Origin of the sequence: Rhodococcus sp. UNC23MFCrub1.1, from assembly GCF_000686025.1 — a bacterium.
In the GTDB taxonomy this organism is placed as follows: Bacteria; Actinomycetota; Actinomycetes; order Mycobacteriales; family Mycobacteriaceae; genus Rhodococcoides.
The window spans coordinates 16,709-37,657 of the sequence record NZ_JMLQ01000004.1; the positions used below are offsets into that span (position 1 = coordinate 16,709).

At 70.0% G+C, this 20,949-nt stretch carries 16 protein-coding genes and 1 tRNA gene; 10 read left to right on the forward strand and 7 right to left on the reverse strand.

Annotated features, from left to right (window positions below; all coding sequences use genetic code 11):
* Positions 1-36: 36 nt before the first annotated feature.
* Together BR07_RS0110920 and BR07_RS0110925 are read right to left on the reverse strand one after the other, a co-directional pair.
* Entirely contained in the window at positions 37-591 is a 555-nt protein-coding gene (locus BR07_RS0110920; protein ID WP_027505486.1) for an isochorismatase family protein, read from the reverse strand.
* Between the two features lie 2 nt (positions 592-593).
* The gene (locus tag BR07_RS0110925) at positions 594-1,883 is read right to left on the reverse strand and encodes a nicotinate phosphoribosyltransferase (RefSeq protein WP_027505487.1); all 1,290 of its coding nucleotides are present in this window, start codon (positions 1,881-1,883) and stop codon (positions 594-596) included.
* A 60-nt stretch (positions 1,884-1,943) separates the two neighbouring features.
* On the opposite strand from BR07_RS0110925, the gene clpS reads away from it, so the two are divergent.
* The 7 genes from clpS (at position 1,944) to rdgB (ending at position 6,931) form a co-directional block, all read left to right on the forward strand.
* Positions 1,944-2,255, forward strand: a complete 312-nt coding sequence (gene clpS / locus BR07_RS0110930) for an ATP-dependent Clp protease adapter ClpS (RefSeq protein ID WP_027505488.1) — start codon at positions 1,944-1,946, stop codon at positions 2,253-2,255.
* A gap of 42 nt (positions 2,256-2,297) precedes the next feature.
* Positions 2,298-2,882 carry an oxidative stress transcriptional regulator AosR gene (gene aosR / locus BR07_RS0110935; protein WP_027505489.1) on the forward strand — a complete coding sequence of 195 codons (585 nt, stop codon included), beginning with the start codon at positions 2,298-2,300 and terminating at the stop codon, positions 2,880-2,882.
* Positions 2,882-3,940 carry a P1 family peptidase gene (locus BR07_RS0110940; RefSeq protein WP_037185679.1) on the forward strand — a complete coding sequence of 353 codons (1,059 nt, stop codon included), beginning with the start codon at positions 2,882-2,884 and terminating at the stop codon, positions 3,938-3,940. The genes aosR and BR07_RS0110940 overlap by 1 nt, the downstream gene beginning before the upstream one ends.
* A gap of 67 nt (positions 3,941-4,007) precedes the next feature.
* Entirely contained in the window at positions 4,008-4,652 is a 645-nt protein-coding gene (locus BR07_RS0110945) for a rhomboid family intramembrane serine protease (RefSeq protein ID WP_037185680.1), read from the forward strand.
* 91 nt (positions 4,653-4,743) lie between these two features.
* The gene (locus BR07_RS0110950; RefSeq protein ID WP_037185729.1) at positions 4,744-5,502 is read left to right on the forward strand and encodes a cyclic nucleotide-degrading phosphodiesterase; all 759 of its coding nucleotides are present in this window, start codon (positions 4,744-4,746) and stop codon (positions 5,500-5,502) included.
* Between the two features lie 72 nt (positions 5,503-5,574).
* Positions 5,575-6,327, forward strand: a complete 753-nt coding sequence (gene rph / locus BR07_RS0110955; protein WP_027505493.1) for a ribonuclease PH — start codon at positions 5,575-5,577, stop codon at positions 6,325-6,327.
* A complete protein-coding gene (rdgB, locus tag BR07_RS0110960; RefSeq protein ID WP_027505494.1) occupies positions 6,320-6,931 on the forward strand; it encodes an RdgB/HAM1 family non-canonical purine NTP pyrophosphatase in 612 nt (203 codons plus the stop codon). Before rph ends, rdgB begins: the two co-directional genes overlap by 8 nt.
* Here the strand turns inward: rdgB and BR07_RS0110965 are convergent.
* The 4 genes from BR07_RS0110965 to BR07_RS24170 all read right to left on the reverse strand — a co-directional run bounded on the left by BR07_RS0110965 (position 6,921) and on the right by BR07_RS24170 (position 8,559).
* Positions 6,921-7,235, reverse strand: a complete 315-nt coding sequence (locus BR07_RS0110965; RefSeq protein WP_373425275.1) for a DUF3817 domain-containing protein — start codon at positions 7,233-7,235, stop codon at positions 6,921-6,923. The genes rdgB and BR07_RS0110965 overlap by 11 nt on opposite strands.
* A gap of 59 nt (positions 7,236-7,294) precedes the next feature.
* Positions 7,295-7,708, reverse strand: a complete 414-nt coding sequence (locus BR07_RS0110970) for a hypothetical protein (RefSeq protein WP_027505496.1) — start codon at positions 7,706-7,708, stop codon at positions 7,295-7,297.
* Between the two features lie 70 nt (positions 7,709-7,778).
* Positions 7,779-7,863, reverse strand: a tRNA-Leu gene (locus BR07_RS0110975).
* A gap of 12 nt (positions 7,864-7,875) precedes the next feature.
* Positions 7,876-8,559 (reverse strand): hypothetical protein, encoded by a 684-nt coding sequence (locus BR07_RS24170; protein ID WP_051613292.1) that lies wholly within the window; start codon positions 8,557-8,559, stop codon positions 7,876-7,878.
* Positions 8,560-9,010: 451 nt separating this feature from the next.
* On the opposite strand from BR07_RS24170, the gene BR07_RS0110985 reads away from it, so the two are divergent.
* Positions 9,011-18,211 carry a type I polyketide synthase gene (locus BR07_RS0110985; protein ID WP_027505497.1) on the forward strand — a complete coding sequence of 3,067 codons (9,201 nt, stop codon included), beginning with the start codon at positions 9,011-9,013 and terminating at the stop codon, positions 18,209-18,211.
* Positions 18,208-18,600, forward strand: a complete 393-nt coding sequence (acpS, locus tag BR07_RS0110990) for a holo-ACP synthase AcpS (RefSeq protein WP_027505498.1) — start codon at positions 18,208-18,210, stop codon at positions 18,598-18,600. Before BR07_RS0110985 ends, acpS begins: the two co-directional genes overlap by 4 nt.
* A gap of 39 nt (positions 18,601-18,639) precedes the next feature.
* On the opposite strand, the gene BR07_RS0110995 is transcribed toward acpS, so the two are convergent.
* On the reverse strand, positions 18,640-19,251 hold the full coding sequence (locus BR07_RS0110995) for a TetR/AcrR family transcriptional regulator (RefSeq protein WP_027505499.1): 612 nt from the start codon (positions 19,249-19,251) through the stop codon (positions 18,640-18,642).
* A 348-nt stretch (positions 19,252-19,599) separates the two neighbouring features.
* Here BR07_RS0110995 and BR07_RS0111000 point away from each other — a divergent pair, with 348 nt between their 5' ends.
* The gene (locus BR07_RS0111000) at positions 19,600-20,940 is read left to right on the forward strand and encodes a hypothetical protein (protein ID WP_027505500.1); all 1,341 of its coding nucleotides are present in this window, start codon (positions 19,600-19,602) and stop codon (positions 20,938-20,940) included.
* Positions 20,941-20,949: the final 9 nt, after the last annotated feature.

Below are 20,949 nucleotides of genomic sequence, written 5' to 3' on the forward strand. Positions count from 1 at the left end.
AGGTTACGCCGGGGTGCCGACGCGTCGGGCTCTCGGTCAGCGGTCGGCGTGTACACCCTCGTCGGCGAGTTCGGCGAGAACTGCCGGCACCGTCGTGGGGCTCACCGCGGCGCAGTAGTCCAGCAGCACCGTCGTCTCGAAGCCGGCGCGCGCGGCGTCGCGGGCCGTGGCGCGGACGCAGTGATCGGTGGCCAGGCCGACGACGTGGACGGCGTCGATGTTCCGAGCGCGGAGCCACTCCGCGAGGCCTGTGCCGGACTCGTCGGCACCCTCGAAACCGGAGTAGGCCGCGTCGTACTCGCCCTTCGAGAAGACTGCCTCGATCGGGGTGAGGTCGAGATCGGGGTGGAAGTCGCAGCCGGGTGTGCCGACGACGCAGTGCCGCGGCCAGCTGTCGACGTAGTCCGGGGTCTCGGAGAAGTGGGCGCCGGGGTCGACGTGGTGATCACGTGTCGCGACGACGGCGTCGTAGCTCGCGCCGGCGACGAGCGTGCTGACGGCGGCGGCGACTCGCGCCCCGCCTTCGACGGCCAGCGAGCCGCCCTCACAGAAATCGTTCTGGACGTCGACGACGACGAGTGCGGTGGCCACGGTCAGGAGAATACCGTCGGCACGGCCGGATCTCCCTGGGACAGACCGAGTCCCTCCCAGGGCAGTGATCGCAGGCCCTCCGCGACCAGCGTGCGTGCGTCCTCGACCGTGGCGGTGTGCACGATCTCGCCGCCGCGCACCATGGGTACGGACAGCTCCCGCACCGTGTACGGATCGGTCGCGCGCAACGGCGCGCCGGCCTTCGTCACCAGCTCCTCGACGACGGTGCCCGTGCTGCGGGCCAGGCGGACGGCGCGCTTGCGTCCACCGCGCGACTCCTTGTGCGAACTGCGCTTGGCCACGGGGATGCCGTCGACCTCGACCAGTTTGTAGACCATGCCGGCGGTCGGTGCGCCCGATCCCGTGACGACGGACGTGCCGACGCCGTAGGTGTCCACGGGCTCGGCCCGCAGCGAGGCGATGGCGTACTCGTCCAGATCGCCCGAGACGACGATGCGGGTGCGCGTGGCGCCGAGGTCGTCGAGCTGCCGACGGACCTGCCGCGCCAGGACACCGAGATCGCCCGAGTCGATGCGCACGCCGCCGAGCTCGGGCCCGGCCACCTCGATGGCCGTCGCGACGCCGGCGGTGATGTCGTAGGTGTCCACCAACAGCGTGGTGCCCACACCGAGGGCGGCGATCTGCGAGCGGAACGCCGCGGCCTCGTCCGGCCCGTCGACGCCCGTGTGCAGCAGCGTGAAGGCGTGCGCACTGGTTCCGGCGCCCGGAATGCCGTGGCGGCGGACCGCTTCGAGGTTGGACGTGGCCGCGAAACCGCAGATGTACGCGACGCGCGACGAGGCCACCGCCGCTTCCTCGTGGGCGCGTCGAGAGCCCATCTCGATGAGCGGCCGGCCGTCGGACGCGGAGACCATGCGGGTGGCCGCGGCGGCGATGGCGCTGTCGTGGTTGTAGATCGACAGTGCGAGCGTCTCGAGGATCACGCACTCGGCGAAGGTGCCGCGCACGGACAGGACGGGGGAGCCGGGGAAGAACAGTTCGCCCTCGCGGTAACCGTCGATGTCGCCGCCGAACCGGTAGCTCCGGAGCCAGTCGAGGGTGTCCGCCTCGAGGAACGACAACGACGCGAGTTCGTCCTCGCCGAAGCGGAAGTCGCGAAGAGCGTCGAGGAAGCGGCCCGTGCCCGCGACGACGCCGTACCGCCGCCCGTCGGGAAGCCGCCGGGCGAACACCTCGAAGGTGCAGGCGCGATGCGCCGAACCGTCGCGGAGGGCGGCCGACAGCATGGTCAGCTCGTACTGATCGGTGAACAGCGCAGTGGAGGTCACCACTGCACCCTAGAGCGGTCACCGTGTCACGGGGCGACCGATGTACGCCGTATCCTGGGCGGCATGGCTTCGGATCTCACCGCGACACTTCCGCAGGCCACGCCCGACGAGGCTGTGGAGGTGTCCGAGGACACCGCGACGGACACACCCTGGGTCACCATCGTCTGGGACGACCCGGTCAACCTGATGCACTACGTCACCTACGTCTTCCAGAAGCTGTTCGGCTACAGCAAGGACAAGGCGACGGAGCTGATGATGCAGGTGCACTCGGAAGGCAAGGCGGTCGTCTCGAGCGGGCCCCGCGACAAGATGGAGATCGACGTGCAGAAGCTGCACGCGGCGGGCCTGTGGGCCACCATGCAGCACGACGTCTGACTCTCGAACACTCGTCTCACCCACTCTGGAAGGACCGTCGTCGTGCGCATGTGGACCCGGAAGAACGCGCTGGGCGGCGTCAAGTTCAAGTCGGAGATGGACGGCCGCGAGGTGGCCGTCCTGCGGTCGCTCGTCGAGTCGGTGGTGGGGCTGCTGGAGCGACGGGGCGCCGAGGCGCCGACCGACGACCTGGCCGAGCTCACCGGCATGCGATCCGGCAACACCTCCGCTCCCGAGGACCCCACGCTCGCGCGGTTGCTTCCCGATTTCCACCGGCCCGAGGGCGCCGACACGGCCGAGTCCGACGCGCTCGCCGAGCAGGCCGACCTCAACGGCGCCCTCCGCAGCCTGTACGAGCCGGACATCATCGACATCAAGCGCGCCGCCGGCGCGACCATCCTGTCGACGCTGCCGAACGGCGGCGGCAAGATCGTTGTCACCCGCGAGCAGGCCGACTCCTGGCTGACCGGGCTGAACGACGTCCGGCTGGCCCTCGGCACCACCCTCGGCATCGATGCGGACACCCCCGACCAACTCGAGGAGGACGATCCGCGAGCACCGCACCTGGACGTCTACCACTGGCTCACCTGGATGCAGGACTCGCTGGTCCAGGTACTCATGCCGTGATGCGCGACCTGCTGTCGGACGTCGCCGGACTGACCGTCGGACACCACCACGTGTTGAATCCCGAGGTCACGCTGTCCGACGAGCACCACGACGGCGTCGGACGCGCGACCGGCTGCACCGTCGTCATGACGGACGCGCCGGTCACCGCGGCCGTCGATGTCCGCGGCGGCGGGCCGGGTACCCGCGAGACCGACCTGCTGGATCCGTCCCACGCCGTGCAGCAGATCGACGCGGTGCTGCTGACAGGTGGTTCCGCCTACGGTCTCGCGGCGGCGGACGGAGTCATGCGCCACCTCGAGGAGCATCGGCGCGGCGTGCGGATGGGCCGAGACGACCGTGTCGTCCCGATCGTGCCGGGCGCCGTGATCTTCGATCTGCCGATGGGGGACTGGTCCGTGCGACCGGACGCGGAGTTCGGGCGAGCAGCTGCGGCAGCCGCGTCCGCCGACTTCGCGCTCGGATGCGTCGGCGCGGGGACGGGCGCGCGCGCCGGGCTCCTGAAAGGCGGCGTCGGCAGCGCGTCGACACGGATCGAGACCGGCGCCGCGGCGGGTCTGGTGGTCAGCGCGTTGATGGTCGTCAATCCCGTCGGATCGGTCTTCGACCCCGCGACGGGTGTCCTGTGGAGTGCGGCGTCCGTCCCGGAGGTGGGCCTGCGAGCCCCGAGTGCGGACGACGTGCGGGCGGCCGCCGAGCTCGCGCCGAAGGACACCTCCCTCAACACGACCATCGGCGTCGTCGCCACGGACGCGCAGCTCACCGAGTCGGAGTGCCGGCGGGTGGCCGTCGCCGCACACGACGGGCTCGCACGCGCGATCCGACCGGCCCACTCGCCGCTGGACGGCGACACGATCTTCGCCGTCGCGACGGGACGGGCGGCCGCCCGCCCCGCCGAGGTGGACATGCCGATGATGATGCCCCATCTGGCCGTGCTCGACGGAGTGTGCGCGGCGGTCGCCCCGGTGGTCGAGCGCGCCATCGCGCGGGCGATCCTCGCCGCGACGGCGGTGGCCGGGGTTCCCGCCTATCGGGACGTGTTCCCGAGTTCCGGCGCGTGAGCCCGACCCGCACTCTCGAGTATCGTCGAAACCGGACATCACCTCTCGCCTCACGATCGGGAACGCCATGACTTTCGGAACCTCCGGCGCGCAGCCGGCCACGCAGCCGCGACGCTCGCGCTGGGCGAGCGCCGCCATGGTGATCGGTGGCTTCGTCGCCGTTCTGTACGTCATCGAGGCGGTGGACGTGGCGTCCGGTCTCGCCCTCGACCGGCACGGCATCGGCCCCCGATCGGTCGACGGTCTCCAGGGCGTCGCCTTCGCCCCTCTGCTCCACCACGGGTGGGACCACCTGTTCGCCAACACCGTTCCGCTGCTGGTGTTGGGATTCGTGCTGATGCTCTCGGGCATCGCGCGCGGTCTGGCCGTCACCGCGGTGGTGTGGATCGTGGGTGGGCTGGGCACCTGGCTGACGGGCGAGACCGCGTCCCTGCACGTCGGCGCCTCGATCATCGTGTTCGGGTGGTTGTCCTACCTCATCGTGCGCGGCGTCTTCGCCCGCGATCTCGGGCAGTTGCTCGTCGGGGTCCTGGTGCTGCTCGTCTACGGCAGCGCGTTGTGGGGGGTGCTCCCCACGCAGGAGGACGTGTCGTGGCAGGGCCACCTGTTCGGCGCACTCGCGGGAGTGCTGGCGGCCTGGATGTTCGCCGGTGCCGCACGCCGGGAACGCGCCGCGCGCACACTCCCGCCGTCGCCCACACTGCACCGGTGACAGGAGCCGTGCGCACCCTTCGGACATCTCACGACACGGTGTGTCGCCGAACTCTCTCGGACCTCTCACCGCGCGTGGCAGCATGACACCCATGCGTCTCACGGTTCTGGGTTGTTCGGGCAGTGTCTCGGGTCCGGACTCGCCGGCATCGGGATATCTCATCGAGGCGCCCGACACCGCTCCGCTCGTCATGGACTTCGGCCCCGGTGTTCTCGGTGCCCTGCAGAAGTACGTGAACCCCGCCGACGTGCACGTGCTGCTGTCGCACCTGCACGCCGATCACTGCCTCGACGTCCCCGGACTGCTGGTCTGGCGCCGGTACGGCCCCACTGCGGTGGAGGGCCGTGCCGTGGTCCTCGGGCCGTCGGACATGGCGTTCCGTCTGGGCGTGGCGTCCGCGGAGAGCGGTGGCCGGATCGACGACATGTCGGACACCCTCGATCTGCGGTACCTCCGAGACGGTTCCGTGGTGACGTTCGGTGCGCTGACCATCGAGCCGCGACGCGTGTACCACCCGCCGGAGTCCTACGGCATGCGCATCACCACCGAGAGTGGAACCGTCCTGGCTTACACCGGGGACACCGGAATGTGCGACGCGGTGGTCGAACTGTCGACCGGGGCCGACGTGCTCCTGGCCGAGGCGTCGTGGACACACGCCGCGGATCGCCCTCAGGGCGTACACCTCTCGGGTACCGAGGCCGGCCGGCTGGCGGCCATGGCGGAGGTCTCGGAACTGCTGCTCACCCACATCCCGCCGTGGACGTCACGCGAGGACGTCGTCGCGGAGGCGAAGGCCGAGTTCGGTGGTCCGGTGCATGCCGTCTCACCCGGCTACGTCGTCGAGGTCTGACCGCTCGCACGTCCCTCGGGGCGCGGCAGTCCGTCCCCGGGCCGTGTCGGCGACCCGACTAGGGTGGCAGGCGTGTCCACACGTGAAGACGGCAGAGCAGACGACGAACTCCGCACCATCACCATCACCCGCGGTTTCACCTCGCACCCGGCAGGATCGGTGCTGGTCGAGTTCGGCAACACCCGGGTGATGTGCACCGCCAGCGTGGAGGAGGGGGTGCCGCGGTGGCGCAAGGGATCCGGGCTCGGCTGGCTCACCGCCGAGTACGCCATGCTTCCCGGCGCGACGCACACCCGCAACAGCCGCGAATCGGTGAAGGGCAAGGTCAGCGGACGCACGTCCGAGATCAGCCGACTCATCGGGCGCTCGCTGCGGGCCTGCATCGATCTCGCCGCTCTCGGTGAGAACACCATCGCCCTCGACTGCGACGTGCTGCAGGCCGACGGCGGGACGCGCACCGCGGCGATCACGGGTGCCTTCGTGGCACTGTCCGATGCCGTCACCTATCTCGCGGCTCACGGCAAGCTCGCCGATCCGCAGCCCATCTCCTGCGCCATCGCTGCCGTGTCGGTCGGCGTGGTGGACGGCCGCGTCCGGTTGGACCTGCCGTACGAGGAGGACTCCCGCGCCGAGGTGGACATGAACGTCGTGGCCACCGACACCGGAACACTCGTCGAGATCCAGGGCACCGGCGAGGGCGCGACCTTCCCGCGGTCCACCCTCGACGCCATGCTCGACAATGCCCTCGCCGGCTGCGAGCGCATCTTCGCGATCCAGAAGGAGGCTCTCGCGGCCCCTTACCCCGGTGAGCTGCCCGGTGCCTGACGTACGGCTCCTCGTCGCCAGCCGCAACGCGAAGAAGCTCGCCGAACTGCGGCGGGTGCTCGATGCCGCGCAGGTCGGCGGCGTGGAACTGATGGGGCTCGACGAGGTCGCCGAGTACCCGGAGACTCCCGAGACCGGGGCGACTTTCGAGGAGAACGCTCTGATCAAGGCTCGGGACGGCGCTGCCGCGACCGGAATGCCGTGTGTGGCAGATGATTCGGGGATCGCGATCGACGCACTGAACGGTATGCCCGGAGTGCTGTCGGCGCGATGGTCGGGGCAGCACGGCCAGGACGAGGCGAACACCGCGCTGGTGCTGGCGCAACTGGCCGACGTGCCGGACGAGCGGCGCGGTGCGGCGTTCGTCTCCGCCTGCGCGCTGGTGCTGCCAGACGGACGTGAGCATGTGGTCCGCGGCGAGTGGCGGGGGAGTGTGTCGAGAACCCGTGCTGGAAGCGGTGGTTTCGGTTACGACCCGATCTTCGTTCCGGACGGTGCCGGGCAGTCCGCTGCCGAGATGACGCCTGCGGAGAAGGACGCGTCGTCCCATCGCGGCGTCGCGTTGCGCCGGTTGCTCCCGGAGATCACCGCGCTCACGCAGTAGGTCGGACGGCGAAGTCCCGCTTCACCTGCTGGGTGCGGCGGTGCTCGATGACGAACGACAGGAACGGCACGGTGCCGGCGAGGAGCGTGCCGATGGTGCGGCCGACGGGCCAGCGCACCTTCACGGCGAGGTCGAGCGTGACGATCAGGTACGCGAAGTAGACCCAGCCGTGCACGATCGCGATCCACCCGGGCAGGTTCTCGACGCCGAAGACGTACTTGGCCACCATCTCCGCGGTCAGCACCAGCAGCCATACGCCGGTGGCGTAGGCGAGAACGCGATAGCGCAGAAGCGCGGGCTCGATCCGCCGGTCGGTCGGCCGACCCCCGGTGCTTCGAGCGGCGGGACGAGGTTCTGCGGTGCTCACGAAGTGCTCCTGTCGTTCTCGCGGCCGGCGTCCAACTCCGCGAGATAGCTGTTGTACTCCCGCAGTTGACGAGTCTCCTCGTCGTCGGCAGTGTCGTCGGGCAGGCGGGTCGTCCGAGCTGTCGGGCGCTGCGGGAGGAGATCGGTGGGGATCTCGGTGATCACCGTGGACTCCACCGGTTCGTCCACGGTGTCCTCGAGTTGGACGAACCGTCGGTAGGCGAACACGACGAAGGCGGCGAAAAGGGGCCACTGGAAGGCGTAGCCGAGATTCTGACCCGTGCCGGACGACGATTCGAATCGTTCCCACTGCCAGTACCCGAGCGCCAGGCATCCGCAGGCGGCGACGATGACCAGCACGATGAGTGCTGGGCGGCGCGTCCTGGGGGTGGTGTCCCGGCTCTGATCCACACCACGACGGTACCGGACCGCGCACGGTCAACGACACCGCGTCGTAGGGGTCGTGGTGGGACTCACCTGCTGGTGCGCGAGGGGGGACTTGAACCCCCACGTCCTGAGACACCAGGACCTAAACCTGGCGCGTCTGCCAATTCCGCCACTCGCGCGTGCAGGTGAGTCTAGACGACCTCGGCCGGCACCTCGCGGGTCCGCGGCCTGCGGACGAGCGAACGCTGGTAGCGCCACACCGCGTGCCGCAGCGTCGCGCGGTCGGTGTCGAGGTCACCTGCGACCGCGTCCAGGACGGCAGTCCGGTCCTCGACTCCGTCGACGGTCACGGCGAGTGTCACGCGCAGGAAGTCGTCGACCCCGGCGTCGCTCAGCGGTGACGCGACGCCGAGGGCGCCGAGAAAGCACTCCCATGACAGCTCGCCGACACCAGGGACGGAGACGAACGCCTCGTGTTGCGTCTCGGACCCGTCCACGTCCGTCGCCCCGGTCACCCCGACTGCGAGCAGTGCGGCGGCGACAGCCCGCGCGGCGTCGGCCTTGGTCGAGTGATTCCCCGGAACCCGCTGCCGGTTGTTCACGACGTCGGCATCGAGCGTGGTGAGAGCGCGGAGATCGTCCACCGCGCCGCATCGCGAGCGCCGCCACGCGGCGATCACGCGGCGCACTCCCGTGGTGGGACCGCCATACGTCGCTCTCGACGAGAACACGGCGTCGAGGAGAGCGGCCTCGACGTCCCCGGCCCACCCCGGAAACCAGAACGGCCAGGTCTCCCGTGGAATCACCGCGTCGACGGCGGTAGCGGTGGCAGTCCGCGTCGAACGGTCGACGAGCGCTGCGATGGTGTCGGTCATGTGAGTCCCCCCGGTCTCGGTGCACGACGTGTGCGATCAGGAAGGTAGACGGACGGTCCGACAGGAACCGCCCGTCCGCTCGTATAACGAATTGGTAACGATGAACACGAGGAATCCCTCAGGTTCCTCGCCCGCGGAAACCGCCCTGGTCTGCAGCGATCGACCCTACTTTCGGGTCAGTTGAGCCGCCGTTTCTGGCCACGATCACGACGTACCCGCGGGTAGCACTAGGACGTCAAACAGAACGTGAGGAATTCCTCATGATTCCGTGTCATCCTTGAGCCCACGAGATGCGAGTGGTCCGTCGATGACGACTGCCCACCGTCTCGGGCTCCCGGAGTCTTGTGTCGCCGGTGGCCCAGCAACGTCGAACAACTCAGCCACGTCGAACGAGCCCAGCGTCAGAAGTACCCAGCACCTCGCGATCCGAGGTAGGAGAGGACACGCACGCGTGACCATCAACGAGAGCACTCCCCCCAACCGCCAGCGCTCCACCGATCGGGCGGAGTCGCTCGCGGAGCGGTTCGTCGCGGGCGAGCCCTACGCGTTCGCCTTCGGTGGCCAGGGTGCGCCCTGGTTGCCCACCCTCGACGAGCTGACCCGGGACTGTGCACTCGAGCCGCAGATCACCGATCTCGTCAACACCGCGGCCGACATCCTCGCGCCCGTGGCGCAGGAGCTCCTGGTCGTGCGGCCCCTCGGCTTCGATCCCATCGCCTGGATGCTGGAGCAGGAGCTCGCCGACGATCCGTCGGCCGGTCCGTCCACCGCGGCCCTCGCCTCCGCGGCCGTCTCCGTCCCCGGCGTCCTCCTCACCCAGATCGCCGCACTGCGCGCGCTGTCGGTGCAGGGACTGGACTGGACCGCCACTCCGCCCTCCGCCGTCGTCGGCCACTCGCAGGGTGTCCTCGCCGAGGCGGCAGTCGCCGATCTCGGACGCAGTGACGCCGAACTGCTGGCCGTCGCGCAGCTTATCGGTGCCGCAGCCGGTCTCGTCGGCCGCCGCCGTGCCCTCATCGGCTCGGGCGAGCGGGCTCCCATGATCGCCGTCTCCGCCGTCGACCCCGTCCGTCTGCAGGCCATCGTCGACGAGGTCGCGGGCGACGACGCCACGACGTCCGCCGTCGTCGCCATCCGCAACGGTCGCCGCCGCGTCGTCCTCAGCGGTCCGTACACCAAGCTCGTCCGCGTGCAGCAGCGCTGCGAGGAGATCTCGGCCACCGAGACCCGCGAGCGTGACGCCAAGAAGCGTGGCGGCGCGATCTTCGCTCCCGTCTTCGAACCCCTCGACATCGAGGTCGGCTTCCACCACCCGCAGATGGGTGAGGCCGTCGACGTCGTCGGCCAGTGGGCCGAGCGCTGTGGCGTCGACGTCTCTCGTGCTCGCGCACTCGCGCAGGCCATCCTGGTCGATCCCGTCGACTGGGTCGCCGCGACCGAGTCCGTGGTCACCGCGGGCGCGTCGTGGATCCTCGACCTCGGTCCCGGTGACGCCCTCACCCGCCTGACCGCATCGAACATCAGTGGCCACGGCGTGGGCGTCGTCGCCGCGTCGACCCGCACCGGGCACCGCAACCTCCTCACTCCCGGCGCCGCACCCGAGGTGGACCGCCCGTGGAGCGACTTCGCCCCGTCCGTGGTCACCCTCCCGAACGGGTACACCGCCGTCGAGACGTCCTTCACCAAGCTGACGGGTCGGTCGCCGATCCTGCTCGCGGGCATGACCCCGACCACCGTCGACCCGAAGATCGTCGCCGCCGCGACCAACGCCGGCCACTGGGCCGAGCTCGCCGGTGGCGGACAGGTCACCGAGGAGATCTTCGCCGGCCACGTCGCCGAGCTGCAGGAGCTCCTCGAGCCGGGCCGGTCCGTGCAGTTCAACTCGCTCTTCCTCGACCCCTACCTGTGGAAGCTGCAGCTCGGCGGCAAGCGCCTCGTGCAGAAGGCCCGCACGGCGGGTGCGCCGTTCGACGGCGTCGTCGTCACCGCGGGCATCCCCGAGCTCGACGAGGCCGTCGCGCTCATCGAGGAGCTGACCGAGGTCGGCATCAGCCACGTCTGCTTCAAGCCGGGCACGGTGGCGCAGATCCGCGCGGTGATCCGCATCGCCAACGAGGTTCCGGACTACCCGGTCATCGTCCACATCGAGGGCGGCCGCGCCGGTGGCCACCATTCGTGGGAGGACCTCGACGACCTGCTGGTAGCCACCTACGCGGAGCTGCGGTCGCACGACAACATCGTCATCTGCGTCGGCGGCGGCATCGGAACTCCCGAGCGCGCAGCCGACTACCTCACCGGACGCTGGTCGGAGGCCGCAGGCTTCCCGGCCATGCCGCTCGACGGCATCCTCGTCGGCACCGCCGCGATGGCCACGCTCGAGGCGACAACGTCACCCGAGGTCAAGCAGCTCCTCGTCGACACCCCCGGAACGCCCGACTGGGTCGGTGCCGGCACCGCGATCGGCGGCATGGCCTCCGGGCGCAGCCAGCTCGGCGCGGACATCCACGAGATCGACAACGCCGCCTCGCGGACCGGTCGTCTGCTCGACGAGGTCGCCGGCGACGACGAGGCCGTGGCCGCCCGCCGCGACGAGATCATCGCCGCTCTCGACGCCACCGCGAAGCCGTACTTCGGCGACATCGCGTCCATGACGTACCTGCGCTGGCTCGAGCGTTACCTCGAGCTCGCCGTCGGGCACGACATCGACACCGACACTCCGTGGCTCGACGTCACGTGGCGCGTCCGCTTCCGCGACATGCTCCAGCGCGCCGAGGCCCGCCTGCACCCCGTCGACCGTGGCCCCGTTCCCACCCTCTTCGCCGAGGACGACATCCTCGATCGCCCCGCCGATGCCCTGCGGGCACTCGTCGCGGCCTACCCCGACGCCTCGACGGTCGAGCTGCACCCGGCCGACGTGCCGTTCTTCATCTCGCTGTGCCGCATCCCCGGCAAGCCGGTCAACTTCGTTCCCGTCGTGGACAAGGACGTCCGCCGCTGGTGGCGCAGTGACTCGCTGTGGCAGGCCCACGACGCGCGGTACTCGGCAGACCAGGTCTGCGTCATCCCCGGCACCGTGGCCGTCGCCGGCATCGACCGGCTGAACGAGCCGGTCGGCGATCTGCTGAACCGCTTCGAGAAGGCCACCGCGGATCGCCTGCTCGGCTCCGGCGCGGACTCCGTCGCCGTCGCCACCCGCCGTCATCCCGACATCGCGGGCGGTCTCGTGGGCATGGTGCTCGCCGCTCCGGACATCACCTGGGCATCGCGCCTCGCGCCCAACCCCGTTCGTCGACTCGGTGCACTGTCCGAGTGGGACGTCGTGTCCGACGAGGCCGCCACCCACGCCCGTACCGGCGCCACGCTGACCGTCGCCGGCTCGGACCAGGTGCTCCTCTCGGTTCCGCTCTCGCCCGGCAAGAGCGTCGACATCCGCATCACCGTCCCCGCCTCGGCGGTCGACGGCGGAGCGCCGCTCGTCACCGACGCGGACGCCGAGTCGTCGATGTCCGCACTGCTCGGAGTCGCTGCGGGACAGGAACTCCCGACGGTCAAGGGCGGCGCTGCTCGCCTCAACATCGCCTGGTCGCCCGACCTCGTCGCCGACCATGCGGGTGTCACCGGCTCCGGCCTCCCCGCGGACTACGGCGTCGGCCACTCGGCCGTGCCCGACGTCCTCGTCGGAGCGTGCTGGCCCGCCGTGTTCGCCGTGCTCGGCTCGGCGCGTACCGCCGACGCCGGCTCCGTCATCGAGGGCATGCTCGACCTGGTGCACCTCGACCACCGCATCGATCTCATGGGCACGCTGCCGGACCACCACAGCATCCTGGTGGTGAAGGCGCAGTCGGGCGAGGTCGTCGACACCGATCTCGGCCGCGTGGTCGAGGTCTCCGTCGAGATCGGCGCCATGCTGGGCGAGGGCCTCGACGCTCCCGTCGTCGCCACCCTCGTCGAGCGGTTCGCCATCCGTGGCCGCACCGGCACCGGCACGCTGTCGGATCCGCCGCGCGCCGGCGGGTCGGTCACCGACGCGCTGGTCGAGACCCCGCGCCGCCGTCGCCGCGACACCACCATCACGGCTCCGCGTCACATGGGTGCGTTCGCTCAGGTCTCCGGCGACCACAACCCGATCCACACCTCGGACGCCGCAGCACGTCTCGCCGGTCTCGGCGATCCCATCGTGCACGGCATGTGGCTCTCGGCTGCCGCGCAGCAGGTGGTCACCGCCGTCGATCCGGCCGCGACGACTCCGCCGCGTCGCCTCACGGCGTGGACCACGCGCTTCCTCGGCATGGTGCGTCCCGGCGCCTCGATCGACGTCCGCGTCGATCGCGTCGGCTACGAGGCCGGTTCCGAGATCGTCGAGGTCTCCTGCAAGGTCGACGGCGACATGGTCATGATGGCCACCGGCCGCATCGCCGCACCGAAGACGGTCTACGCGTTCCCGGGCCAGGGCATCCAGCAGCCCGGCATGGGACTCGACGCACGGGCTCGCTCGAAGGCCGCCCGTGAGATCTGGGAGCGAGCGGACAAGCACACCCGCGCTGCCCTCGGCTTCTCGATTTTCGCTGTCGTGCGGGACAACCCGACCGAACTGCGGGCCAGGGGAGTGACCCACCGTCATCCTGACGGCGTCCTGCACCTGACCCAGTTCACCCAGGTCGCGATGGCCGTGCTCGGTGTCGCCCAGGTGGCTGAGCTCCGCGAGTCCGGCGCGTTCGTCGAGGACTCGTTCCTCGCCGGGCACTCCGTCGGTGAGTACAACGCTCTCGCCGCCGTCGCCGGGGTCCTGCCGCTCGAGGCCGTCCTCGAAGTGGTCTTCCAGCGCGGCTCCGCCATGCACCAGCTGGTCCCGCGTGATGCGAAGGGCCGCAGCCAGTACCGCATGGCCGCCATCCGTCCGTCCCAGGTCGGCCTCGCCGACGACGACGTCATCGGATTCGTCGAGTCCATCGGTGAGCGCACCGGCGAGTTCCTGCAGGTGGTCAACCTCAACCTGCGCGGCTCCCAGTACGCCATCGCCGGCACCGTCGCGGGTCTCGAGGAGCTCGAGCGCGAGATCGACCGTCGCCGTGCCGAGTTCGGCGGCAAGCGGGCCTTCATCCTGGTCCCCGGCATCGACGTCCCGTTCCACTCCACCGTTCTTCGCGGCGGTGTGGACGACTTCCGGGCTCGTCTCCTCGAGCTGCTCCCGGAGACGATCGACCCGTCGATCCTCGTCGGCCGCTACATCCCCAACCTGGTTCCGCGTCTGTTCACGCTCGATCGTGACTTCGTGCAGGAGATCGCCGACCTGGTGCCGTCCGAGCCGCTGGCCGACGTCCTGGGTCTGTGGGACGACTGGGCCGCCCGCCCGGCCGATCTGTGCCGCGTGATCCTGACCGAGCTGCTGGCATGGCAGTTCGCCAGCCCCGTCCGGTGGATCGAGACGCAGGACCTGCTGTTCGCCGACGAGTCGGACGGCGGACTGGGCATCGAGCGTTTCGTCGAGGTGGGTCTGGGATCCGTTCCCACGGTGGCCAACCTGGCGACCAACACGCTGAAGCTGCCCGGTCGCATCGGCCACCCCGTCGAGGTGCTCAACATCGAGCGCGACGCGGCCGTCGTCTTCTCCACGGACACCGATCCGGAGATGGTGGACGAGCCCGAGTCCGAGACTCCCGCTGCAGATCCGGCGGCTGCCCCGGCAGCCGTCGCCGCCCCGGTCGCTGCTCCCGCGGCACCGGCCGGTGGGCCGCGTCCCGACGACATCGCGTTCACGGCGTCGGACGCCACGACCGTGCTGATCGCCCTGTGGACCAAGCTCCGCATCGATCAGATCGGCCCCGCCGACACCATCGAGGCACTGTGCGACGGCGTCTCGTCCCGGCGTAACCAGCTGCTCGTCGATCTCGGTTCCGAGCTGTCGCTCGGTGCGATCGACGGCGCGGCCGACGCCGACATGGGTGCCCTCGCCGGCACCGTCAACAAGCTGGCACGTACCTACCGTCCGTTCGGGCCGGTGCTCAGCGACTCGGTGAACGATCACCTGCGCAAGGTGTTCGGACCGTCGGGACGTCGTCCCGGCTCCATCGCGGAGCGCGTCGCCAAGGTGTGGCAGCTCGGTGACGGGTGGGCCCACCACGTCACCGCCGAGGTCGCTCTCGGCACCAGGGACGGCGCATCGATCCGCGGCGGCGACCTCGGTGGTCTCGCAGACGGTGCCGTCGCCGACGGTGCCGCGGTCGACGCGGTCATCGACGCAGCCGTGACTGCGGTCGGTCAGCGACGCGGCATCCAGGTGTCCATGCCCTCCAGTGGGGGCAGCGGCGGCGGTGGCACCGTCGACGCGGCCGCCCTGGGCGAGTTCACCGAGAACATCACCGGGCGCAGCGGAGTGCTGGCCTCGGCGGCCCGACTCGTCCTCGAACAGCTCGGATTCGCCGAGAACCTCACTCTGCCCGAGGCGGACGCGAGCGAGGCCGAGCTGGTCGACCTGGTGTCCACCGAGCTCGGCACCGACTGGCCGCGTCTGGTCGCTCCGTCGTTCGACGCACGCAAGGCGGTGCTGATCGACGACCGCTGGGCCAGTGCGCGTGAGGATCTCGCCCGGCTGTGGCTGGGGGACGAGAAGGCTCAGGCACTCGCTGTCGACACTTTCGCCGGAACCGGTACGGCGGTCGCGTCCCAGGCGAGCTGGTGGCAGCAGAAGGCTGACGCCCAGGGGCGCGGCGACCTGGCGGCCACCTACGGCGCCATCGCGTCGGCTGCGGCGCAGTCGACCGAGGCGTCGACCCGCTGGACCGGACAGGTCGCGGTCGTCACCGGCGCCAGCAAGAACTCGATCGCCGCTGCGGTGACCGGGGAACTGCTCGCCGGCGGTGCGACCGTGTTCCTCACCACCTCGCGTCTCGACGAGAGCCGAGTCGGGTTCTACCGTGAGCTCTACCGCACGAATGCCACTGCGGGAGCAGCCCTCTGGGTGGTCCCGGCGAACATGGCCTCGTACGCCGACGTCGATGCCCTGATCGAGTGGATCGGCAGCGACCAGATCGATTCGGCCGGTGGCGCGAAGAAGCTGGTCAAGCCCGCCGTCACCCCGACGATGCTGTTCCCCTTCGCGGCACCGCGGGTCGCCGGCGAGCTGTCCGACGCCGGTGCCCGCGCCGAGATGGAGATGCGCGTCCTGCTCTGGTCGGTCGAGCGTCTCATCGGTGGTCTGTCGAAGATCGGTCACGACCGCGACGTCGACACCCGACTGCACGTGACACTTCCCGGTTCGCCGAACCGTGGACTGTTCGGTGGCGACGGTGCCTACGGCGAGTCCAAGGCAGCGCTCGACGCCGTGGTGAACCGCTGGAAGGCGGAGCGCACCTGGGCCGAGCGAGTCACGTTGGTGCACGCCCGTATCGGTTGGGTTCGCGGCACCGGCCTCATGGGTCACAACGACCCGGTGGCCAACGCTGCCGAGGCGGCCGGTGTGCGCACCTGGTCCACGGCGGAGATGGCCGAGCAGCTGCTCGCCACCTGCGACGAGGAGTCCCGGACCGCCGCCGCGCAGGCACCGCTCGAGGTCGATCTCACCGGCGGCCTCGCCGAGGCGGGCCTCGATCTGGCCGCACTCGCCAAGCAGGCGGCCGACGAGGCCGTCGCGGACGACGCCGTCGCCGAGGCACTCGCCACCGTCGACGCGCTTCCCGCGCCGCCGCGGCTCGACGAGCAGCCCGCAGCACCCGCGTGGACCGCTCTGGACATCGAGCCGTCCGAGATGGTCGTCATCGTCGGTACGGGCGAGCTCGGGCCGTACGGCAGCGCACGCACCCGCTTCGAGATGGAGGTCGACGAGAAGCTCTCGGCGGCAGGTGTTCTCGAACTCGCGTGGAACACCGGCCTGGTGGTCTGGGAGAACGATCCCAAGCCGGGGTGGTACGACGCCGAGTCCGGCGATCTGGTGCCCGAGGCGGAGATCGCCGACCGGTACCACGACACGGTCGTCGAACGCTGCGGTATCCGGCAGTACGAGGACGACGGCGCGATGGTGAACAACACCGCGCCGCTGCTCACCTCGGTGTTCCTGGACAACGATCTGACGTTCGTCGTCGGCAGCGAGGCGGAGGCACGCGCCTTCGTCGGTGCCGATCCCGAGCGGACGGTCGTGAACCAGAACGCGGAGGGTGACTGGCAGGTCACGCGCAAGGCGGGTACCGAGATCCGCGTACCGCGTCAGATGAAGCTGTCGCGCACGGTCGGTGGTCAGATCCCCACGGGATTCGACGCCACCAAGTGGGGCATCTCGCCGGACATGGCGAGCTCCATCGACCGGGTCGCGCTGTGGAACATCGTCTGCACGGTCGACGCGTTCATCACCAGCGGCTTCACCCCGTCCGAGCTCATGCGCTGGACGCACCCTTCGCTGGTCGCCAACACGCAGGGCACCGGTATGGGCGGGATGGAGTCGATGCGCTCGCTGTACATCGACACCCTTCTGGGTGACGCTCGTGCGAACGACATCCTGCAGGAAGCGCTGCCGAACGTCGTTGCGGCACACGTGGTGCAGTCGTACGTCGGGTCCTACGGCGCGATGATCCACCCGGTCGCGGCCTGCGCCACGGCGGCGGTCTCGGTCGAGGAGGGCGTGGACAAGATCCGGCTCGGCAAGGCGACGTTCGTCGTGGCCGGCGGGTTCGACGACCTCAGCACCGAGGGCATCATCGGCTTCGGCGACATGTCGGCGACGGCGGAGGCCTCGGCGATGCACGCCAAGGGCATCTCGGATCGCCGGTTCTCCCGAGCCAACGACCGTCGACGCGGCGGCTTCGTCGAGTCGCACGGCGGCGGAACGATTCTGCTGGCTCGCGGTGACCTCGCTCTGGAGATGGGCCTCCCCGTCCTCGGTGTCGTCGGATGGGCGCAGTCCTTCGGTGACGGCGTGCACACGTCGATCCCGGCTCCCGGTCTCGGCGCCCTCGGCGCTGCCCGCGGCGGTCAGGACTCGGCGATGGCGTTGTCGCTCAGCGCACTCGGCGTCTCCGCGGACGACATCGCGATCGTCTCCAAGCACGACACGTCGACCAACGCGAACGATCCCAACGAGGCGGAGATGCACACGCGTCTGGCCCGAGCACTGGGCCGCACGGAGGGCAACCCCCTCTTCGTGGTCTCGCAGAAGTCGCTGACCGGACACAGCAAGGGCGGCGCTGCCGCCTTCCAGCTGATCGGTCTCTGCCAGGTGCTGGCCGAGGGCGTCGTGCCGCCGAACCGCAGTCTCGACTGCGTCGACGACACGATGACCGAGTTCGAGAACCTGGTCTGGGTACGCGAACCGCTGCGCTTCGGGGAGCGGCTGCCGTTCAAGGCCGGTCTGCTGACCAGCCTCGGCTTCGGCCATGTGTCCGGCATCATCGCCGTGGTGCACCCGCAGGCGTTCCTCGAGGCGGTTCCGGCCGCGCAGCGCGAGGAGTACACGGCGAAGGCGCAGGCACGTGTGGTGGCCGGCAAGCGGCGGCTGATGGAGGCGATGTGCGGCGGATCCTCGCTGTACGAGCGTCCGGAGGATCGCCGACTGGGCCACGACGGCACGTCGAGCGATGCGAAGCACGAGCTCGAGATCGATCTGCTGCTGAGCGAAGATTCTCGCCTCGGCGCGGACGACGTCTACCGTACGGTGGCCGAGTGAGCATCCTGGGAGTCGGTCTGGATCTGGTGTCGGTCTCGGAGTTCGCCGAGCAGATGGAGAAGGTCGGGACCACCATGGTCCGCGACAGCTTCACTGCCGGCGAGCGCCGCCACGCCGCCACGCGCAGTGCGGATCCCGCGCGGCACTACGCCGCGCGGTGGGCCGCGAAGGAAGCGGTGCTGAAGGCTTGGGCCGCATCACGTTTCGCTCGTGCGCCCCAGATCGGCGACAACCCGTACCCGCTGATCGAGGTCGTCAACGACGCGTGGGGACGTCCGTCGATCAAGCTGCACGGCATGGCCGCGGAGTTCCTGCCGACGGTCAAGATCCACCTGTCGCTGACCCACGACGGCGACATGGCGGGAGCGGTGGCGATCCTCGAGGAGTGATCGTCAGACGAATGACGGAGAAGAGGAGAGCCGACGCGATCAGCGTCGGCTCTCCTTTTCTGCCACCAACAGGTAGGCGCCCATCAGGCGCTTCAGCTCGGCGACGGCGTCGGCGTGACTCTGACCGTCCTGCACCGAGAAGTTGAGCATGGAGTAGACGACGTGCACGAGCACCTCGGCCATGAGGTTGCGGCGGGCACGTGGGGTGCGGGGTGTGAGCGGTGCGAGCACCCGCTCCACCTGGGCGGCGAACGCCTTCTCGTGGATCATGCCGGTGGCGCGTGTGGCCGGGGTGGACTGCATCGCCAACCACACCTCGCGTCGGGACGGATCCGACGTCCACAGGCTGGAGAGATGGTCCAGGAAGTCGTCGAGGAAGCGTAGCCAGTCGAGTGACGGAACCTCCCCGTCGAAATCGGCGAACTCCTGGCGCACGCCTGCGAGATCCTGGCGACCCAGTTCGCACACGATGACGTACTTGTTGGCGAAGAACTGGTACAGCGTGCCGATGGGCAGCCCGGCGCGGGCCGCGACCTCCTCGCACGTGAACGACTCGAACCCCACGTCGGTCAACAGTTCGCGCGACGCCGTCAACAACGCGTCGAACTTCCGTTTGCTGCGCTCCTGGGTGGGGCGGCGGCGGGGGAGCAGCTCGACGGGCTCGTTCTCGTCCGCGTTCTCGCTGGTGTCGGCCCCGTCGCGGACATCGGTCTCGTCGTGAAGGCCCTGTTCGTGCGCTGTCTCCTCGGTGATCGGGGTGCTGCGCCCCGGTGCTCCGTCGGTCGACTCCACGTCACCAACAGTATCGGTCGACCCACCGTTCTCGAACAGTGAGCTACCGTTCGGCCGCATTCAATATGAACTTACGGTATGTTTAGAGACTGTTACAAGACGCATCGTTCACTGACGGAGCAAGTAGTCGATCGTTCAGGCCGGTCTCGGGGGAGTCACGACGGCTGTGTCGGCTTCCGGTTCGTCTTCGAGAAGAGGAGGCACATCATGAACGACACCCCCCGCAACAGCAGCGCACCCGAGACCCGTGGTGACACCACCGTGGTCTCCGCCGTTCTGCTGTATCACCTGGACGGGTCCACGGTGACGGCGTCCCTGCTGTCTCCCATCGACGGGTCGGACCTCGGCGTCGCCGAGTCGATCGACCTCGAGGACTTCTCGCCCGAGCAGATCGGGCTGACGGTGCCGATGCTGTGGGACCTGGTGGACGTCGCCGACGCCTGTGTCATGTCCGTCGTGACCTCGGGCGCTGCCGCTGACATCGACGTGGCTCCGCCCATCCTCGAACTCGCGTTCGGTGTTCCCGTCTTCGACTCTCCCACCCCGGTCGTCGCGGACACGCCCGCCGCCGGCGCGACACTCGACGACGACGCCACTCCTCCTGCCGACGATGTCGCGCCCTGGCAGCGGACCACACCCTCCGCTGTCGCCGCCGCCGCAGCGGCAGCCCGCCCACCTCTGCGCCCGACGCGTCCCGTCCCGGCCAAGCCGGTACGCCGGTCCGCGACCGGTGCGGGGAAGTCCGGCGTCGTGAAGTCGGGCGCGTCCGCGTCGCCGATCTCGAAGTCCGCAGCGGCACGTGCCGGTGTGGCAGGTGCCGCCGCCGCGGCTGCTCGCCCCCGAGTCGCGTCCGCCGACGAGGTCACGCCCGTCGACAAGGCCGTTCCTCCCACGACGTCGTCCGACACCGACACCGAGGTGTTCCCCGCCGTCGTGGCGCCTGCTGTCGTCGATCCGATCGACGATGCTCGGACCGAGGCCATCCCGGTGGTGACGGCCGCGTCCGTCGCTCCCACCGGTCGCCGCTCGCGCCGTTTCGTCGGGTTCGCCGGCGCTGCCGCCGCAGCAGCGCTGGTCGCGGCGGGCATCGGTACCGCTGCCGTGATGTCCGGTGGATCGGACAGCGTGCCCCAGAACACCGCCGCGGAGCAGCAGGCCCCGAACGGTGGCTCCGCGTCCCCGGTGGCAGATGCTCCCGCAGTCGCGGCACCGGTGGTTCCCGCTGCTCCGGCCGCGTCGCCGGCCCCCGCTGCTCCGGCAGCGCCGGTTCCGACAGAGGACGCCGCAGCAGACGCCGCGGCCTCCGACTGGACCGCGCCGTCGGCAGCACCCTGGTCGCCGACCGCCGCTGCGCCGGCGCCCACGCCGTGGACCACCACGCCGCCACAGCAGCAGTCGTCCTCTCCCAGTGCGGTACCCGCTCCGCAGTTCACCGTCCCGGTGCCCGAGCAGGATCCGAACAAGTCCCCGCAGCAGCTGCAGGACGAGGCGTGGGCGAAGCACTGGCAGCAGACCGGGCAGTGGCTGAACCAGGAGTTCCCGCAGTAGGTCGACGTG

Bases quoted from the DNA above. Each gene is read 5' to 3' on its own strand.
- BR07_RS0111000 (WP_027505500.1), top strand. From the start codon at position 19,600: ATGAACGACACCCCCCGCAACAGCAGCGCACCCGAGACCCGTGGTGAC.
- clpS (WP_027505488.1), top strand. From the start codon at position 1,944: ATGGCTTCGGATCTCACCGCGACACTTCCGCAGGCCACGCCCGACGAG.
- BR07_RS0110950 (WP_037185729.1), top strand. From the start codon at position 4,744: ATGCGTCTCACGGTTCTGGGTTGTTCGGGCAGTGTCTCGGGTCCGGAC.
- BR07_RS24170 (WP_051613292.1), bottom strand. From the start codon at position 8,559: ATGACCGACACCATCGCAGCGCTCGTCGACCGTTCGACGCGGACTGCC.
- BR07_RS0110940 (WP_037185679.1), top strand. From the start codon at position 2,882: ATGCGCGACCTGCTGTCGGACGTCGCCGGACTGACCGTCGGACACCAC.
- BR07_RS0110945 (WP_037185680.1), top strand. From the start codon at position 4,008: ATGACTTTCGGAACCTCCGGCGCGCAGCCGGCCACGCAGCCGCGACGC.